We start from the raw sequence: 16,460 nt of genomic DNA, 5'->3' as shown, positions 1-16,460 counted from the left end.
CGTCGCGGGCCCGCGACGCCCGGCACGGCACCTCGCCGCGTTGTCGGAGTCGTCCAAGTACGTCCAGTACGAGGACGATCCTCCGCCTTGCGATGTACCGCACCAGACGCCGCGGGCTGATCCACGAAGATCGACCGGACAGGACCTGGTCCGCACCCCGTCGGCGTAACGCCGCGCCCTGGTCCGGGCCCCGGTTCGCGCGCCGGTCCGTGCCCCGGTCCGCGCCGTCATCGAGGACGGCGCGGACCGGCGGGCCCGGCCGGGAGCCCGTCCCCGGACCGGCTGCGGAAGCCGGCGTACCCGCGCCGCGCCAGCGGGATCAGCAGGACGGGCAGCACCAGACACTGGAGGGACACCGCCAGCCAGAAGCCCCGCTCCATTCCAGCCCCTTCGGCCGCCCCGTACAGCTGACCCCCGATCACTCCGCTGGCGAACGCGCCGATTCCGGCGGCCAGCCGCTGCCGGCCGAAGACCACGGCCAGCGCGGCGGACGACCGGGCCAGCGCCTCCAGATCGTTCTTCAGGAAGAGGACGATCTCGCCCAGGCAGATCAGCGCGGCGCCCGCGCCGATGCCCGCGTGCCCACCGAGGCCGGTGACCGCCGTCCCCGCGGCCATCGCGCCGAATCCCACCCGCATCGCCCGCCGGTAGGAGAGCCCGGCGATCCACCGGGACAGCGCCGGCTGCGCGATCACCAGGAGGCACGCGTAGGCCATCAGTACGACGCCGTAGAACGACGCCGACGTACGGGGGACGGCATAGACCGCGAGATAGTGCTGGAAGAACATGAAGACGTACACACTCACGACGGTGACCGTGAAGGGCAGCACCCCCTCGCCGGGACGCGCGGCAGGCGCGTCGGGCCCGCCGGCCGGGGCGGGGCCCGTGACCGGGACCGCGGGCAGCAGCACGGCATGCCCGAGCCCGACGACGGCGAACAGCACGGTCACACCGGCGAACAGGACCCCCGGCGAACCCAGCACGAACGGCGCCGCCGCAGGAGGCCCCAGCGCGATGCCCGCGTTGAACGCCGAACCGCTCGCGGACAGCAGCCGGGGCCGCTCCGCCTCGTCGGCCCCCGCCACCAGATACGCCTTGTTCGCGGGGAGATACAGCGCCGCCCCGCACGAGACCAGAAACAGCGCGCCGACCGCGACCGCCGGACTCTCCAGCCCCGGCAGGAACGCGGCGAACCCCGCCGTACGCACGGCCAGCGCCACCAGCATCGTGGACCGCAGCCCGATCCGCTGAGCCAGCGCCGCGCCCACCACCCCGCCGGAGAACTGCACCAGCGAGGCGACGGCGAGCACGGCACCGACCGTGCCGAGGCCGAGCCCGAGACGCTGGTGCAGAAGCACCGACATGTACGGCAGGACGGCGAAGCTGCCCAGGGTGATCAGGAACGAGCCGGCCAGCAGGAACAGCCGCGGACCTGCCGGCCGCCGGCCGCCGGCTCCGGTCCCGCGCTCACGGCCCACCGTCGGCCACGAGGACGGGACGCACACTCCCCGCCGCGCTCGCCGCCCGGTGCAGAGCGAGCTCCGCCGTCGCCGCCTGGGCCAGCACGATTCCGGTGCAGCCACGCTGATCGTCCACGCTGCGTATCTCGTCGCCCGGCGCCTTGGTCGGGTACCAGCGCACCGCGCCCGGGTACGCCCCGAGTCCGTCCAGCCCGTGCCAGCCCGCGAGGACGCCCGGACGGTCCGGGTGGACGAGCACGAATCCGCTGGCGGGACCGGTGTGGTCGAGCGCGGCGTCCATGAGCCGGGGACGGCGTCCGAGCGCGGTGTCGATCATGGCCTCGTACACATTGGTCTCCAGGGAGCGGCACAGCGCCTCCCCGACCAGCGCCCCGCCGATCCTCCGGTTGATCTCCACCAGCTGCGGGCCCTCGGCGGTGAGAATGAACTCGACGTGGGCGAATCCGCTGTCATGACCGGCCGTGCGCAGGACGGCGCCGGCCCACTGCTCGATCTCGCTCAGCTCACCGCGGGGCAGCGCCACGGGGAACGCGGCGGCTTCCTCCCGTACGGCCGGTTCACGCGAGGTCTGCCGGCTCAGCACGCCCAGCAACCGGATGTCCCCGTCCCAGCTGAGTGTCTCCGCGCTGTAGAGCGGCCCGGCGAGAAAGGGCTCCGCGAACAGCTCGCCGGCGAAGACGCACCGCCCTGCCTCGGCGAGCGCGGCGCGCAGCGCCCGCTCGTCCCTGACCACCCAGACATTGCGGGACGAGGTGCCCGCCGAGTCCTTGAGGACGGCCGGCAGACCGATCGTACGGAGCACCTCGGCCGCGCCGTCCAGGTCCTGGCCGGCCGGCTCGACCGGCACGGCGGGGCCCTTGCTCAGACCGCGGCGGTACAGCAGATCGCGGACGCGTGCCTTGTCGCGCAGCAGCCGTACCGCGTCCGGGTCCGGCCCCGGCAGCCCGAATTCGGCCGCGAGATCGGCGGCCGGGAGACTCCAGGTGTCCGTGGTGTTGATGAGACCGGCCAGATCCGGCAGGGCGGCCAGCGCGCGCCGGGTCGCGGCCGTGTCGAAGGTGTCGACATCGATCACGGACAGCGCGCCGTCCGGCAGGGTGTCCAGTTCGTGCCGGTACACGGACCGGTCGCAGGTGAGCAGAGACAGCCGGTGCCCGGCGTCGGACGCGGCGGCGGCCATCCGGGCCAGCCCGAAGGACAGCGATTCCAGCGCGGCGATGGTCACGACGACTCCTCGGCCGGCACGACGGATTGCGGATGGGAGCGCCGGGCCCACTCCATCACCGACCACGGGGGACGCAGATCATCGAGGGTGTGGATCCGCTCCGGGCGTACGGTGCGCGGGTCCAGGGCCTCGGCGTGCCGGGCGAACACCCGCTCCGCGTAGCGGTGTCCGGTGTCCGCGCCGATGACGAGATGCAGCCGGCCGGGGTCGCGCTCCGCCTCCCACGAGCCGACCAGATGCGCGGCCCCCGTGGAGAGCCCGGCGAAGACGGCGTGCTCCCGCAGGAGGCCGACCGCGCCGGCCATGGCATGGCGGAAGTCCACCCAGTGAAGGGTGTCGTACAGATCGTGCCGGACATTGCCGAAGGGGATGGAGCTGCCGATGCCGGCGATGATCGCCTCGGGATCGCTGAAGCGCTCGCTGCCGAACGTGACGCTCCCGAACGGCTGGATCCCCACCAGCCGCACCGCGCGCCCCGATCCGCGCAGCGCCCGCACCAGCCCGCCGGTCGACGCGCCCGTGCCCACGGCGCCGACGACGGTCAGCTCACTGCCCGGCAGCGCCTCGGTGACCAGATCGGCGAACTCCCGGTAGCCCGCGTAGTGCACCACGTCGTGGTACTGCCGCATCCAGTGGAAGTCCGGCCGCCGGGCCAGCAGTTGCCGTACATGCCGCACCCGCCGCTCCTGGTCGAGCCGCAGGCTCTGGGACGGCGGCATCTGATCGACCGTCGCGCCCAGCACCTCCAGCTGGGCACGCATCACCGCGTCGACCGTCGTGGACGCCACGATGTGACAGCGCAGCCCGTAACGGTGGCAGGCCATCGCGAGCGCCAGCGCGTAGATGCCGCTCGAACTGTCGATGAGCGTCTGGCCGGGAACGATGCGGCCGCGCCGCAGCAGCGTACGGACGGCGCCGAGCGCCGCGTACACCTTCATCGTCTCGAAGCGGGCGAGCACGACATTGCCGCTCAGCCGGATCAGATCCGGGGCCTTCATCGCGTCGGTGATGTGTTCGTGTATCCGGGCCGGGGCGACGGCCGGGGTGGTCGGGGCGCTCATCGCAGGGCACCCCGCGTCCCGGGCGGCAGGCTGCTGAACTCGTGGTGCGGCGACATGACTGACCGATCCTCCTGAGCTCCGGTTACCGAGTCACACTTCTTCGTCCCCCGGACGATCAGCCGACGGGAGTGCTGGTCGTACGCGGCGCCGTCGAAGCCCCCGAAGCACTCCACGTCGGTGAACCCGGCCGCCACGAACAGATCGTGCAGTTCGGCGGCGCTGTAGAGGAAGGACGTGAGGGAGGCGGTACGCGCGCTCGCGCCGCGCACCAGCGTCCAGTCGGTCCGCAGCCGCCGCCAGCTGTCGAAGACGACATCACGCTGGACGACATACGAACCGTCCGGGAGATCCACGGCCTGCGGGCGTCCGATCCAGCCCGCGAGGACCTCCTTGCCCATCACATCCACCAGGAGCCGCCCGCCGGGGGCGAGGGACGCGTGCGCGTTGCGCAGCACCCGCAGATTGTCGTCCGGATCGTCGAAGTAGCCGAACGACGTGAACACGTTGAGTACGACGTCGAAGGAGCCGGGTTCGGCGTATTCGAGCATGTCCGCCCGGACAAGCCGTACGTCGGCGCCGGCCTCCGCGCACGCGGTCCGCGCCCGGTCGAGCATGGAAGGACTGAGGTCGACCCCGGTGACGGCGTACCCACGGCGGGCCAGCGGGAGAAGGAAGAGGCCGGGGCCGCAGCACAGATCGAGCACCCGGGCACCGGGCGGGAAGTCCAGCAGGGGTGATGTCTCCACGAGGCCGGCGACCGCCTCGCCCCGGTCGGCGGAGAACATCGTGGGTGCGAAGTCGGACCAGAGGGAGTCGTCCTCGTACCACCGCACACCGGCTGCCCTCCATCTGAGCCCCAACGGCCCCTGGGACGCGCTCCGTCACTTGCCTCGTGTCAGTAGTCGGCTGTCAACCGCCCTGGGTTCCCGGCGAGTTGGACGCGAGTTCCGCGCCGGGGAAGCACGAGGAGGACGAAGCCCCGCCGCCCGGACCACGGTGGATCCGGACAGCGGGACAGGGGTCGTACGGCAGCTCAGCCGGCGGGACGGATAGCCGCGGCGAGGGCGGCGCGCACCGACGCGGCGCCGGCGCTCGCTCCCGGGTCGTTCATGTCGATGCCCGGCCCCTGCTGGTTGCGCGCGTACGGAACGACATAGGCCGGGGTGTCGCGCTGGAAGCGCCAGCTGTCGGCGAGGGTGCCCGCGTCGACCGTGTCGTAGCCGAGGAGATCGAGCAGCCGGGTGGCGGCGGCCTTCGCCTCGGGGTCGTCGCCCGCGATCGGGAGGGCCGACCGGTCGGCCGCCCCGCCCGGCCGTGCCAGCGCGGCCAGGTGCTTGAAGAAGATGTTGTTGAACGCCTTGACGACCCGGGAGTCCGGCAGATGGTGCTGGAGCAGCCCGCTGGTGGTGGTCTCCTCCGCGTCCAGCTCGGGGATCCGCCCGTCACGCTCGGGGTAGTAGTTGTTCGTGTCGAGGACGACTTTTCCGGCCAGCGGCGCGACCGGCACCTGGCGGTAGTTCTTCAGCGGGACGGTGACCACGACCCAGTCCCCGGCGGCCGCCGCCTCCGCGGGGGTCGCGGCGCGCGCCCGCGGCCCCAGCTCCGCCACCAGGCCGGCCAGGGTCTCGGGCCCCCGGGAGTTGCTGAGGACCACCTCCAGCCCGGCGGCTGTGCCGAGCCGCGCGAGAGTGCTGCCGATGTTGCCACTGCCGATCAGTCCGAGAGTGCTCATACGGGTGGCAGCCCGGCACACGGCGGAGGTATTCCCGCCGTCCGCCGTGCGGCGTGGTCCGCCGGGTTCTCGACGGGTCGGGCCGGACGGTCAGGCGGGAATCTCCCGGTCCGTCCAGGCGGGGCTCAGCCGCAAGTGCTTGATCGTGCGGCGGTGGTGGGTGAAGGCGATGTGCAGCGTTCCGTCGCCGGACCGGGTGACGGACGGGTAGGACAGTTCGCGGTTGAGCCCGTCGCGGGAGTTGTTCGTGAGGCAGTAACCGTCGCCGGTCTCCAGATCGCGCCGCACCGGCCAGGTCCGGCCGCCGTCCGACGACACGGAGAGAGTGAGCGGGGCGCGGGGGGCGCCCCAGAAGGCGGCGCCGGCCGGATCAGCGGTGTCCGCGCCGCCGCCGCTCAGCCCTGCGTCGTCGATCTCGTCGTACAGCGAGGCGCGGCGCTCGGTGGCGTCGGCGGCGCTGCTGGGGTTGTGGACCAGAGCGAGACGGCCGTCGTCCAGCGGGACGAACTGGAGCGAGGAGTTGTTGTTCGGGACGGACAGTGGCTCCGGCGCCGTCCAGGTCTGCCCGTCGTCGTGCGACGTACAGCGGTGGACGGCATCCGCCCGGCGGCTGCGGAACAGCGCGAGCAGCGAACCGTCGGCCAGCGCGTGGACGTTCATGTGCACGAGACCGGTGGAGACGGGCACCGGCCGCTCCTCCCAGGTCCGTCCTGCGTCGTCGCTGACCATGACCGAACTGGTGTCGTGGCCGCCCGACCACCGCTCACCCGGCACGGTGACGCAGCGGAACACCGGCAGCAGCCAGCGCCCCGACGGCAGTACGGTGACCGGCTGGCGGACGAAGATCCCGCCCTCGGCCGTGGCCGGGAACAGGACCCGGGAGGGGCCCCAGGTCGCGCCGTTGTCACCGCTGACGCGCAGTCGCACCTCGGCCGTGTCCTGGTGGCCGGCTCGCTGCGCGGTGTGCAGTAGCCACAACTCGCCCGACGGCGCGGGGAACAGGACGGGGTTCTGCTCGGAGCGGCCGGTGTCGTCGGACAGCCGGACCGGCGCGGACCAGGCGCCGGCGCCTGGGGCGAGCCGGGCGAACCATACGGAGATGTCCGCGACGCCTTCCTGCGTTCCGGCGAACCAGACGCAGCCCAGGTCCCCACCGGGCAGTACCGCGAGATTCGCGGCGTGGTTCTGCGGGGCGGGCGCGGCCAGCCGGGCTTCGGCGCGGCCCGGTTCGGTGGGATGCGGGCGCAGGACGCCGTCGGCGGTGGCAGGAGCCGTGGTCACCGCGCCTCCCCGGAGCGGCGGGCGGCCGCGAGGTGGCTCCCCGCGGCCTGCTCCAGATGGACCAGGTCACTCGAGACGGTGGCGAAGGTGAAGCCCTCGGCCAGGCGCCGGCCGGCGCTCGCCCCGTCCGGGTTGTGGATGCCCGCGGCGATGCCGGCGGCGGCCGCCGCCTCGCGCACCGTGACCAGCGCGGCCTCGAAGCGGTCGGCGACCGCCGGATCGCTTGCCGTGGCGCCGCCGATGGCGATCCGCAGGTCGGAGGGGCCGATGTAGACGCCGTCGAGACCTTCCGTGGCGCAGATCGCGGCGACATTGGCGAGGCCGTCCGCGGTCTCGATCATCGCGAGGACGACGGTCTGCGCGTGCGCGTCGGCCGGGTCGGGCCCGATCCGCAGGCCCGAGCGCATCGGGCCGTACGAGCGGCGCCCGAGCGGCGGGTAGCGGACGGCGGCCACCGCGTCGGCCGCGTCCTGGGCGGTGTCGATGAGTGGGACGATGACACCGGCGGCCCCCGCGTCCAGCGCCCGGCCGATCGGCGCCGCGTCGTTCGCCTCGACGCGCACCAGGCCCACGGCGGTGCTCCCCTTGGTGTCGATGGCGGTGAGGGAGGCGAGCAGACCCGCGTAGTCGATCAGGCCGTGCTGCGCGTCCAGCGCCACATAGTCGTAGCCGAGGCGCGCGAGGCGTTCGGTGGAGACCGGGGAGTCCAGGACGGACCAGTAGCCGATGAGCTGTTCGCGGGCGCGCAGTGCGCCGGCGAAGGCGGCGGGCGTACCGGACGGGACTCGGGGCATGAGGGCTCCTTCGAGGTGGGAGTGGGCGGGGCGGCGGCGCGGTCAGCGGTTGTACGCGGGCATCGGGCCGCGCAGCCGGGCACCGACCTCGTCGCAGGCCGCCGTCACCTCGGCGGGCAGCGGACCGGCCTGCGCGGCCACGATATTCGCCCGCAGGTGCTCGGTCCGTGAGCCGCCGAGCAGCAGCGCGTCGGTCGAGGCGCGGTCCAGCAGCCAGCGCAGCGCGAGGTCCGTGAGGGGGATGCCCGCCTCGCCGGCGATCCGGGTGAGCTCCCCGACGGCGGCGAACAGCCGCTCGTCCCAGTACCGCTCCCGGTACATCGCGGCCAGCTTGGAGTCGCCGAACCGGCCCGACCCGGGGGTCTGTCCAAAGGTGTGACGGCCGGTGAGAAGACCGCCGCCGAGCGGGTTGTAGACCATCGTGCGCAGCCCGGTGACGGCCGCGTACTCGACGTACTCCTCCTCGATACGGCGCGCGAGGAGATTGTGCAGCTGCTGGGCGACGACGGGGCGGGGCGCCCCTACCTCGTCGGCAGTGCGCACGAGCTCGGCGATCTGCCAGGCCGCGTGGTTCGAGACGCCGAGGGCGAGGATCTTGCCCTCGGCGATGAACTCGGCCACGGCGGACAGGGTTTCGGCGAGTGGTGTGGCCCGGTCCGGCTGGTGCAGATAGAAGAGATCGACGTGGTCGGAGCCGAGGCGCCGGAGGCTGCCCTCCAGCGCGGCCCGCATTCCGGCGGCCGACAGCGGGGCGTGCGCGCCCTGGTCGGGGTGCGGGATACCGGCCTTGGTCGCCAGGACGACCCGGTCGCGGCGGCCCGGCAGCAGCGCGGCGAGGATGCGCTCGCTCTCACCGCCCGCGTAGCCGTTCGCCGTGTCGACGCCGGTGATCCCCGCGTCCAGCGCCGCGTCGAGCATGGCGGCGGCGCCCGCGCGGTCGACCGTGTCGCCGAAGGTCATGGTGCCGAGGACAAGACGGGACAGCGGGACGGGGATGTGCGGCAGATGGATGCCGGTGGTCACGGGCGAGTGCCTTCCGGTGCGGTGGTGAGCAGGTGCCGGGGCTTCACGCCACGGACCGCGGTGGGGTCGAGGGCGGCGCGGCGCAGCGCCCGGGTGTAGGACTCGGCGGGCGAGGCGAGGACGTCGGCGGTCGGCCCGCTCTCGACGATCCGGCCGGCGTGCATCACGACGACATCCGTACTGATCGCACGGACCACCCCGAGGTTGTGGGCGATGACGAGATAGGCGATACCGGTCTCGGCCTGGAGCTCCCGCAGCAGTTCGAGGACTTGGGCCTGTACGGAGACGTCGAGGGCGGAGGTCGCCTCGTCGCACACCAGCAGGTCCGGCCGGGAGGCGAGCGCGCGGGCTATCCCGATCCGCTGGCGCTGGCCGCCGGAGAACTCGGGCGGGCGGCGGTGCAGGGCCGAGGACGGCAGTCCGACCCGGTCGATCAGCTCGGCCGCGCGCCGCGCGCGTTCCGCCTTGTCGCCGACGCCCGAAAGGCGCAGCGGCTCCGCCACGATCTGCTGGGCGGTCAGATGCGGGTCGAGTGAGCCGTACGGATCCTGGAAGACCATCTGCACGCGCCTGCGCAGCGGGCGCAGCCGCCGCTCCGGCAGCGTGGCGATGTCCGTACCGTCCAGGACGATCCGGCCGGAGGTGGGCCTGAGAAGCCGCACGAGGGCGCGGGCCAGGGTGGACTTGCCGCACCCCGACTCGCCGACGACGGCGAGCGTGCCACCGCGCTCCAGCTGGAAGCCGACCTGGTCGACGGCGCGGAACGGGCCGTGCGCGGTGGGGTACTCGACGACGAGGTTCTCGACGGCGAGCAACGGGCGGCCGGCGGCCTGGCCACTCTCTGCGGCGCTGTTCACGGGGGCGCTCCCGGCGAGGGCGTTCACCGGGCAACTCCCTGCGGGGCGGCCTCGGACCGCGGGTCCTCGTCCCACGGACCGAGCCGCGGTACGGCGGCGAGCAGGTCGCGGGTGTACGGCTCGGCCGGCCGGTCCACGATCTGCTGAGCGGGTCCTGACTCCACGAATCTGCCCTCCTTCATGACATGGATACGGTCGGAGACGACCCGGGCCACTCCCAGGTCATGGGTGATCATCAGCATCCCGATGCCCTCCTGTTCCTGGAGCTCCATCAGCAGGTCGAGGACGCTCGCCTGCACGGTGGCGTCCAGCGCGGAGGTCGGCTCGTCGGCGATCAGCAGCCGCGGTTCGCCGGCGAGCGCCATGGCGATCAGCATGCGCTGGAGCATGCCGCCGGAGAACTGGTGCGGATACGCCTTCCAGCGGGTCGCCGGCCGGGGGATACGCACCTGGGTGAGGAGATCGATCCCTCGGTCCCTGGCCTCGGTGCGGGACAGTTCCGGATGGCGCAGCCGCAGCGCGTCGCCGAGCTGGCGGCCGATCGTGTGGACCGGGCTGAGGGCCGTCATCGGGTCCTGCGGGATCAGCGACACGGCGCGCCCGCGCACCTCCCGGGCGGCGCCGGGGTCGGCCACGACGTCCCGGCCGGCGATGCGCACGGTGCCCGAGAGCACCGCGAGGCCTTCCGGGAGCAGCCGCAGCACGCCCATGGCGGTGGTGGACTTGCCGGATCCGGACTCGCCGATGAGCGTCACGGTCTCGCCCCGGCCCACGGTGAAGCTCACGCCGTCCACGGCGCGTACCACCCCGTGCGCGGTGATGAGTTCGATCTGCAGGTCCTCGACGTCCAGCAGGGGGATGTCCGTGGTCATGGCTCAGGCTCCCTTCTTGGCGCGTGTGATGCGCGTTCCGCGCGGCACGCGCGCGCCGCGCGGTGCCTTCACCGTGCGGGTACGGTCGCGCAGCCCGTCGCCGACGAGGTTGACGCCGACCACGAGGAGGGCGATGACCAGTCCCGGCAGGGTGACCAGCCACCACGAGGTGGTGATGTAGTCCTGGCCGTCGGAGATGATCCGGCCCCAGGTGGCGAACGGCCGCTGCGGGCCCGCCCCGAGGAAGCTGAGCGCGCTCTCCAGCAGGACGGCCTGCGCGAGCAGCAGCAGGACGACGAGGCTCGCCGGACGGATGATGTTGGGGATGACGTGCCGGCCGAGGACCGTCCAGCCGCGCAGGCCGAGGACCCGGGCGGCCGCCACGTACGGTTTCTCGCGTTCCACGAGGACGAGCGAGCGGGTGAGGCGCGCGACCTCCGGCCACTGGGCGACCGCGATCACACAGGTGATGACGGTGACGGAAGGACCGAACAGGGCGACCACGAGCAGCAGCATCATCAGCAGGGGCAGCGCGAGCTGGGCCTCCAGCAGCCGGGAGATGACCGCGTCGACCCAGCCGCCGAAGAATCCGGCCGCCGAGCCCGCCGCGATACCGATCAGGCCGGAGACGAGGACCGCGAGGATGCCGACGGTCAGGGAGACCTGGCCGCCGTGCAGGATGCGGGAGAGCAGATCGCGGCCGAGCTGGTCGGTGCCGAACAGGTGTCCGTCGCTGAGCGGCGGCAGCCGCCGGCGGGACAGGTCCTGCGCGTTGGCGCCGGGCAGGGGCAGCAGGCCCGCCAGCGCGACGGGCAGGACGACGAGTGCGGTGCAGACCGTGCCGGCCCACAGCTTGAAACGGGCGCCACGCCGTTGCCGGGTGGCGATGGCGCGGGCGAGATCGCGCGCGGTGACGGCGCTCGGCCTGGCGCCGGAGGAAGAGGCGGTACGCAGGGCGGTGGTCATGTCTCAGGCCGCCTTTCCGAGGCGCACCCGCGGGTCGAGCAGCGGGTAGGCGAGGTCGACGAGGAGTTGGACGAGGATGGCGAGGGTCGCGGTGACCAGGACGGTGGCCTGGATGAGCGGATAGTCGCGGGTCTCCAGGGCGCGGACGACGAGCGAGCCGACGCCGGGCCAGCCGAAGACGACCTCGACCACGACGACACCGTTGAGCAGGGCCGCGAAGCGGGTACCGATGGCGGTGAGCAGCGGCACCCCCGAGTTGGCGAGGGCGTAGCGCCAGGTGAGGGCGCGCTCGGAGAAGCCGCGTGAGCGGGCGACGGTGAGGTAGGGGGAGCTGAGTGCGGTGGTCATCTCGCGCCGTACCAGCCGGGAGATGAGCGCCAGTTGCAGGACGGCGACGGTGGCCGTCGGCAGGACGAGACCGCTCCAGGAGGTGAAGCCGGAGGCGGGCAGCACCGGCAGCAGCACCGCGAAGACGGTCAGGAGCATCACGCCGGTCCAGAAGTCCGGCATGGACTGCCCGGTGATGGTGAGCACGTTGGCGCCCAGCTCGCGCTTGGTGTCGGCGCGGCGCGCCATCCACACGCCGAGCGGTACGGCGACGACGGCGGTGACGGTGATCGCGGAGACGGCGAGCGTGATCGTGTACGGCATCCGGTCCAGGACCACGTCGAGGGCCGGTGCGTGGAAGGAGTAGCTGGTGCCGAGGTTTCCGGTGAGCAGGTCGCGCAGGAAGATGCCGTACTGCGTGAACAGCGGCTGATCGAGGCCGAACTGGCTTCGGATACGGGCGAGATCGGCGGTGGTCGCGGTGGGGCCGGCGTACGCGGCGGCGGGATCGCCGGGGGCGAGACGTACCAGCAGGAAGACGGTGGTCAGGGTGAGGAAGACGGTCAGCAGGCTCTGGCCGAGCCGGCGGGCGAGATACTTCGGCACGGCTCAGCCCTCCAGCCGCACGGCGGACAGGTCGTAGGAGTTGATCGGCAGGAGCGACATGCCCCGGACGCGGCTCCGGCGCGCGAGCAGGGTCTTGGGCGCGAAGGCCCAGAGGCTGGGCCAGGTGTCCCAGATGGCGTGCTGCACCGCGGCGAGCCGCTTGGTGCGCTCGGCGTCGTCCACCTCGGTGGCGGCGTCCGAGAGCTGTCGTTCGACCCGCGGCACGACATATCCCATGAAGGCGTCGCGGGTACGTTCCTTCGCGGCCGTCCCTCCGTACATGCCCTGGAGCGTGGTGAGGGCCTGGCCGGTGGGGCTGCCGTAGCCGTTGCCGATGACATCCCAGTCGCCGGCCCGGCCCTGGCGCCAGGTGAGGATGTCGCCGCCGGGCTCGAACTGCTGGAGTGAGGCGCGCACCCCGACCTCCTGGAACATGCTCTGCACGGCCTCCATGACCGAGGCGTCGGCGGCGAACTCCCCGGACTCCCAGATGATGTTGATACGGAGGTCAGCGGCGCCCAGCGACCTCAGGAGCGAGCGCGCCTTGCCGGGGTCGTACGCGTACGAGCCGGTCCGCACCGCGCCTTCGAGGGCGAGCGGCACCACGCCGCCGGCCTCCTCCGCCGCGCCGTTCAGCACATCCTCCACGAGGGCCCTGCCGTCGATGGCGTAGGCCAGCGCCTGCCGTACCCGGGTGTCGGCGAGCGGATGCCCGGCCGGCTTGCGGAAGTTGTAGAAGAGCTGGCACATGCGGACGCCCGCGGTCTCCTCGACCTCGACGCCGGGCAGCCCGGTGAGCTGCTCGGCGGAGTCCGGGGTCAGGGTGTCGACGACATCGAGTTCGCCGCTGCGCAGCGCGACGACCCGGCTGGACTCCTCGGGGACGAACCGGACGCGCACCGTGTCGATCGTCGGCCGCGTTCCCCAGTACTCCGGATTGCGGGCGAGGGTGTACTCGCCGGCGCCGGCGTTCGCCCTGAGGACGCGGTACGGACCGGAACCGAGACCGCTCCGCAGCTCCTCGGGCCGGTTGGCGGCGGCCGGGGTGATGTGGATGTTGGCCATCAGCCGGTCGAGTACCGGCACGGGCTTGTCGGTGTGCAGCAGGAAGGTGCGGGGCCCCGTCTTCTCGACGGTGGGCAGCTCGGGGAAGAGGCCGAGCAGAAAGGAGCCGTTGACCTTCCCGTACATCCGCAGGGCGGTGGCGACGTCCTCGACGGTGACGGGGCTGCCGTCGGAGTAGCGGACGCCCTCGCGCAGCCGCACCGTCCAGGCGGTGGGCCGGGCCATCTCGAACCGGTCGGCGAGGATGAGCTGCGGTTTCATGCCGGGACCGATACGGGTGAGCGCCTGCCGCACCGCGCGCTGCACGGTGACCGCGGCGTCGAACTGGTTGAGCTTGTTGTCGAGGCTCACCAGGGAGCGGTTCAGACCGAGGGTGAGCGTGCCGGGGCCGGGAGCCCCGGTGGGGCCCGCGCAGGCGGCCAGGGGGCCGAGAGCCATGCCCGCGCCGCCCGCGGCACCCCAGCGCAGCAGGGTGCGGCGGCTGAACGGCTCACGCGGGGGAGTGTCGGGGGGAGCGCTCTGAGGAGTAGGGGTCATCGTCGACCTTCTCGGGGTTCTGGGAGGCGACCGGCTCGAGCCGCGGGTGTCCGGTCCGTCGGGCACCCACAGGGGTCGCGCCGCAAAAGCTGCCACGGTTGCGTGTTTCGCGCAAGAGGTCTCGCGCATTTCGCGCAGCATGTGTCATCATCGAGCACCGAGGCAGCCCGCCCGGGCCGCCCGAGGAGGTATCCGTGTTCCTCACGCCCCACAGTGAGCACGCACCGCGCCGGGTGCTCGCTCTCGCGGACGATCTGTCCGGCGCGGCCGAGACGGCGGCCGCGCTGCGCCTGCCGGGCCGGATCGTCCTGGGCCCGGCGGTGGCGTCGCCGCCCGCCGAGGGTGAGGCGCTCGTCCTCGATCTCGACACCCGGCAGCTGGACGCCGACGCGGCCGCCCGTATCGTCCGCGCGAGCGTGCGGGACGCCGTGGACGGCGCCGTACTGATGAAGAAGACGGACTCCCTGCTGCGCGGCAACCTCGCCGCCGAGACCGCCGCCTACGCGGAGGGGGCCGGCGGACTCGTCGTCGCCCCCGCCCTGCCGGTGGCCGGCCGGACCGTCCGTGACGGCATCGTTCACCTGCACGGCGTCCCGCTGCACGCCACGGACGCCTGGCGCGCGGAGAGCCGTCCCGCACCGCGTTCGGTGGCGGCCGCGCTCGGCGCCGCCGGTACGGAGGTGGTGCCTCTCAGGGCCGTACGCTCGCCCCTCGGGGAGCTCGCCGACCGGCTCCACACCCTCGCCGAGGCGGGGCTGATATCCGTGTGCGACGCCGAGACGGACGCCGATCTGGACGCCATCGCGACGGCGGCGCTCCATCTGGGTTCCGGTGTACGGCTCATGGGGACGGGCGGGCTCGCCGCCGCCCTCGGCCGCGTACTCGGCGCGGCGGGCACCCCGCCGGCCGGCCCCCGGGCATCACCCGACGGAGCGGCTGCGGCGGCGGGAGCTCTCGCGGCGGACGGCCCGTCAGCCGGCCCCGGACCCGCGGCGACCCGGCCGCTGCTCGTTGTCGTCGGCACCGCGGAACCCACCGCTGTTGCGCAGATCGCGCAACTGACCGCCGCCGGCGCCCGGCACATCGTCCTGCCGGCCGACCTCCTCGCCCGGCCCGGCGCGCGGCTCCCGCTCGCCGTCGACCCGGACGGCATCACGGTCGTCAGTATCGGCGCCACCCAGGGCATCAGGATCGATACGGCCCGCCGCATGGCGGCCGGTCTGGGCCGGGCCGTCGCCGCGCTGCCGTACCCCATCGACCTCGTCCTCACAGGCGGTGAGACCGCACGGCGCGTCCTGGACGCGCTCGGTGTCACCCAGCTGATCCCCGTCGGGGAGATCCACCACGGAGCCGTGCACTGCCGCACGCCCGACGGCCGCCGCGTCGTCACCCGTCCCGGAAGCCACGGCGACACCGGCTCCCTGCTGCGGATCGCCCGCGCCCTCCGGCCGCGGCACCCCTTCGTACCGGCAGAACCCCCCACGCCGGGCGCCGAGTTCATCGCGTCCGCGCACCCGCAGCCCGTGTCCTACGTACCGCAAGGAGAAGCCCTGTGAACGCAGCCCCTACGACCGCCTCCGTGGAGCAGACCGATACGGCCGGCCGGCCGCTCCCGGTCATCGCGGTCACCATGGGCGACGGCGCCGGCATCGGCCCGGAGGTGATCGTCCCCGCGCTGCTCCACGCCGACACCGTACGGCGCTGCCGCCCCGTCGTCGTCGGCGACGCGGAACGTCTGCGCCAGGCCGCCCGCATCCTCGGCGCCACCTGCGAGATCGTGGCCGTGGAGAGCCCCGCGGAGGCGGAGTTCAGCCCCGGCCGCATCAATGTCATCGACCTCGGGCTGCTCCCCGCCGACCTGCCCTGGGGCAAGTTGTCCGCCGTCGCGGGCGACGCGGCGTACCAGTATGTGCGGGTCGCCGCCGAACTCGCCGTACGCGGAGACGTGCAGGGCATCTGCACCGCCCCGCTCAACAAGGAGGCGCTGCACGCGGGCGGTCATCTCTACCCCGGCCACACCGAACTCCTCGCCCATCTCACCGGTGTCGAGGAGGTGTCGATGATGCTCTCCACGCCCACGGTGAAGGTCATCCATGTCACGACGCACATCGGTCTGATCGACGCGGTCAACCGGATCGAACCCGGCCTGGTCGAGCGGACCGTGCGGCGCGGCCACGAGGCGATGCTGCGGGCCGGCGTCGAGCGGCCGGTCATCGGGGTGTGCGGGATCAATCCGCACGCGGGCGAGAACGGTCTGTTCGGCTACGGCGAGGAGGAGGAGAAGATCGTCCCGGCGGTGGAGGTCCTGCGCGCCGACGGCATCGACGCCCGCGGACCGCTCCCCGCCGACACCGCCTTCTTCCTCGCCGCACGCGGCGACTACGACCTGATCGTCGCCATGTACCACGACCAGGGCCACGGCCCCGTCAAGGTCATGGGCATCGAGGCGGGCGTCAACCTCACGGTCGGGCTGCCCGTGATCCGCACCTCCGTCGACCACGGCACCGCCTTCGACATCGCCGGTACGGGGCGGGCCGAGGCCGGTAGCATGGTCGAGGCCCTGCGGCAGGCCGCCGAGATGTCGTCCGCTCCTGCCCGTTGACCACCGGTTCGTCTGCACCAGAGGACAGAAG

Annotated in this window: 15 protein-coding genes; 2 read left to right on the top strand and 13 right to left on the bottom strand. The window is 73.0% G+C overall.

Annotated features, from left to right (window positions below; all coding sequences use genetic code 11):
* Nucleotides 1-227: 227 nt before the first annotated feature.
* From ACZ6MZ_RS16980 to ACZ6MZ_RS16920, 13 genes are all read right to left on the bottom strand, one after another.
* A complete protein-coding gene (locus ACZ6MZ_RS16980) occupies nt 228-1,478 on the bottom strand; it encodes an MFS transporter (RefSeq protein ID WP_469352639.1) in 1,251 nt (416 codons plus the stop codon).
* A complete protein-coding gene (locus ACZ6MZ_RS16975) occupies nt 1,468-2,706 on the bottom strand; it encodes an ATP-grasp domain-containing protein (RefSeq protein ID WP_469352637.1) in 1,239 nt (412 codons plus the stop codon). The genes ACZ6MZ_RS16980 and ACZ6MZ_RS16975 overlap by 11 nt, the downstream gene beginning before the upstream one ends.
* The gene (locus tag ACZ6MZ_RS16970) at nt 2,703-3,767 is read right to left on the bottom strand and encodes a pyridoxal-phosphate dependent enzyme (RefSeq protein ID WP_469352635.1); all 1,065 of its coding nucleotides are present in this window, start codon (nt 3,765-3,767) and stop codon (nt 2,703-2,705) included. The genes ACZ6MZ_RS16975 and ACZ6MZ_RS16970 overlap by 4 nt, the downstream gene beginning before the upstream one ends.
* Nucleotides 3,764-4,600 (bottom strand): class I SAM-dependent methyltransferase, encoded by an 837-nt coding sequence (locus ACZ6MZ_RS16965; protein WP_469352633.1) that lies wholly within the window; start codon nt 4,598-4,600, stop codon nt 3,764-3,766. Before ACZ6MZ_RS16965 ends, ACZ6MZ_RS16970 begins: the two co-directional genes overlap by 4 nt.
* Before the next feature lie 200 nt (nt 4,601-4,800).
* Nucleotides 4,801-5,499 (bottom strand): NADPH-dependent F420 reductase, encoded by a 699-nt coding sequence (locus ACZ6MZ_RS16960; protein ID WP_469352631.1) that lies wholly within the window; start codon nt 5,497-5,499, stop codon nt 4,801-4,803.
* 90 nt (nt 5,500-5,589) lie between these two features.
* Nucleotides 5,590-6,780, bottom strand: coding sequence for a sialidase family protein (locus ACZ6MZ_RS16955; RefSeq protein ID WP_469352629.1), 1,191 nt, complete (start codon nt 6,778-6,780; stop codon nt 5,590-5,592).
* A complete protein-coding gene (locus tag ACZ6MZ_RS16950; RefSeq protein ID WP_469352627.1) occupies nt 6,777-7,574 on the bottom strand; it encodes an HpcH/HpaI aldolase family protein in 798 nt (265 codons plus the stop codon). The genes ACZ6MZ_RS16955 and ACZ6MZ_RS16950 overlap by 4 nt, the downstream gene beginning before the upstream one ends.
* A gap of 42 nt (nt 7,575-7,616) precedes the next feature.
* Entirely contained in the window at nt 7,617-8,597 is a 981-nt protein-coding gene (locus tag ACZ6MZ_RS16945; RefSeq protein ID WP_389792877.1) for an aldo/keto reductase, read from the bottom strand.
* Nucleotides 8,594-9,454, bottom strand: coding sequence for an ATP-binding cassette domain-containing protein (locus tag ACZ6MZ_RS16940; protein WP_469352624.1), 861 nt, complete (start codon nt 9,452-9,454; stop codon nt 8,594-8,596). Before ACZ6MZ_RS16940 ends, ACZ6MZ_RS16945 begins: the two co-directional genes overlap by 4 nt.
* Before the next feature lie 23 nt (nt 9,455-9,477).
* A complete protein-coding gene (locus ACZ6MZ_RS16935; RefSeq protein WP_389792882.1) occupies nt 9,478-10,326 on the bottom strand; it encodes an ABC transporter ATP-binding protein in 849 nt (282 codons plus the stop codon).
* 3 nt (nt 10,327-10,329) lie between these two features.
* Nucleotides 10,330-11,292, bottom strand: a complete 963-nt coding sequence (locus tag ACZ6MZ_RS16930) for an ABC transporter permease (RefSeq protein WP_389792884.1) — start codon at nt 11,290-11,292, stop codon at nt 10,330-10,332.
* Between the two features lie 3 nt (nt 11,293-11,295).
* A complete protein-coding gene (locus tag ACZ6MZ_RS16925; protein ID WP_384327552.1) occupies nt 11,296-12,225 on the bottom strand; it encodes an ABC transporter permease in 930 nt (309 codons plus the stop codon).
* A gap of 3 nt (nt 12,226-12,228) precedes the next feature.
* Nucleotides 12,229-13,827, bottom strand: coding sequence for an ABC transporter substrate-binding protein (locus ACZ6MZ_RS16920; protein WP_469352622.1), 1,599 nt, complete (start codon nt 13,825-13,827; stop codon nt 12,229-12,231).
* A 194-nt stretch (nt 13,828-14,021) separates the two neighbouring features.
* On the opposite strand from ACZ6MZ_RS16920, the gene ACZ6MZ_RS16915 reads away from it, so the two are divergent.
* Both ACZ6MZ_RS16915 and pdxA read left to right on the top strand, forming a co-directional pair.
* The gene (locus ACZ6MZ_RS16915; RefSeq protein WP_389792888.1) at nt 14,022-15,383 is read left to right on the top strand and encodes a four-carbon acid sugar kinase family protein; all 1,362 of its coding nucleotides are present in this window, start codon (nt 14,022-14,024) and stop codon (nt 15,381-15,383) included.
* Nucleotides 15,380-16,429, top strand: a complete 1,050-nt coding sequence (gene pdxA, locus ACZ6MZ_RS16910; RefSeq protein WP_384193299.1) for a 4-hydroxythreonine-4-phosphate dehydrogenase PdxA — start codon at nt 15,380-15,382, stop codon at nt 16,427-16,429. The genes ACZ6MZ_RS16915 and pdxA overlap by 4 nt, the downstream gene beginning before the upstream one ends.
* Nucleotides 16,430-16,460 lie beyond the last annotated feature (31 nt).

The sequence above is a fragment of the Streptomyces sp. NPDC042201 genome (assembly GCF_055582185.1).
This window is presented reverse-complemented; position numbering and strand designations above follow the sequence as displayed.